A 1,181-nucleotide genomic window follows, 5' to 3' on the forward strand; every position below is an offset into this window, starting at 1 on the left:
CCCGAGTTCCACGCTCGCGGCACTACCGGCAAATGCCGTTAAGGCCACCTTGCGGGCGTCAGACGCCCGCAAGGTGGCCTTAACGGCAGGTCGGGACGGGACTCAGTGGCGGGGGACGGCGCCGGGGGTCCAGCCGCGGTAGTTGTTGAAGTAGTTGACGCTGCTCGCGTGGCCGATCTTGCCGCCGATGCTGGTGGCGTAGATGCCGCCGTTGCCGTCGGCGATGCCGACGTGGCCGTAGGCGCTGATGTTCCAGTACACGAAGGCGCCGAGCGGCGGGGTGCCGCTGGTGTGCTTCGGGCTCGCGCCGTTCCAGTGCGCGTTCGCCGACGCCCAGACGCCGGTGGTGCCGTAGGCGTTTTCGGCGGCCTTTTCGCAGTAGTGCTGCCAGGCGGTGCTGCCCAGGTGGTTCTTGTACCACTGGACCGCGCCCGCCGGGGTCCCGTCGGCCGCGCCCTGGACGGTGAACTCGGGCTCGGTGGTGAAGGTGCCCGCGGCCGGGTTGATGTCGGCGGCGGTGATGTCGGCGTCCGCGGTGGTGGCGCTCGCCTGCGCCACCGGGGCGACGGCGAGGGCGGCCGCGGCCAGTGCGGCCACCACGGCGGGTTTGGTGATCCGGGAAATCACAGTGCGCACGGTCTGCCTCCAGTCGGGTGGGAGAATCACGAACCGGCGGCAGCCTCCCGGCGGGAAGTGCAAAATTCGTACACCCGAGGTACATAGTTGATAACTCAACGTGTCCGTTTTGCCCGGGAATACCGGCTGAACAGGCCGTGTTGAAAGCCCTGTCAGCGCGTCTGGCACAATTACTCCGCTGAAGTCCGGCTCCGGTTCACCCCGAACTACCGGGGACCCGGCGGCCAACGAGAGAGGACACCATGAAGAGCGGCATCCACCCCGAATACGTGGTCACGACCGTGAACTGCGACTGCGGGAACACGTTCACCACCCGCAGCACGAAGACGTCCGGTCACATCCACGTCGAAATCTGCTCGAACTGCCACCCGTTCTACACCGGCAAGCAGAAGATCCTGGACACCGGTGGCCGGGTCGCGCGCTTCGAGAAGCGCTACGGCAAGCGCACCAAGGGTGCCGACGCCAAGTAGCTTGACCGACGGGGGGCCCCCCCGCCCCCACCGCAGGGGGGGGGGGGGTGTTTGTGGGTGTTTGGGCAGAGGAGG

General features: G+C 67.7%; 2 protein-coding genes. One reads left to right on the top strand and one right to left on the bottom strand.

The genetic code is table 11. From position 1 onward, the window contains the following. Positions 1-102: 102 nt before the first annotated feature. On the bottom strand, positions 103-636 hold the full coding sequence (locus ACFWX1_RS24780; protein WP_378341776.1) for a CHAP domain-containing protein: 534 nt from the start codon (positions 634-636) through the stop codon (positions 103-105). A gap of 242 nt (positions 637-878) precedes the next feature. Between ACFWX1_RS24780 and rpmE the strand changes: the two genes are divergently transcribed. Next, on the top strand, positions 879-1,106 hold the full coding sequence (gene rpmE / locus ACFWX1_RS24785; RefSeq protein WP_378330417.1) for a 50S ribosomal protein L31: 228 nt from the start codon (positions 879-881) through the stop codon (positions 1,104-1,106). Positions 1,107-1,181: the final 75 nt, after the last annotated feature.

The organism is Amycolatopsis sp. NPDC059021 (assembly GCF_042739895.1).
Taxonomy (GTDB): domain Bacteria; phylum Actinomycetota; class Actinomycetes; order Mycobacteriales; family Pseudonocardiaceae; genus Amycolatopsis.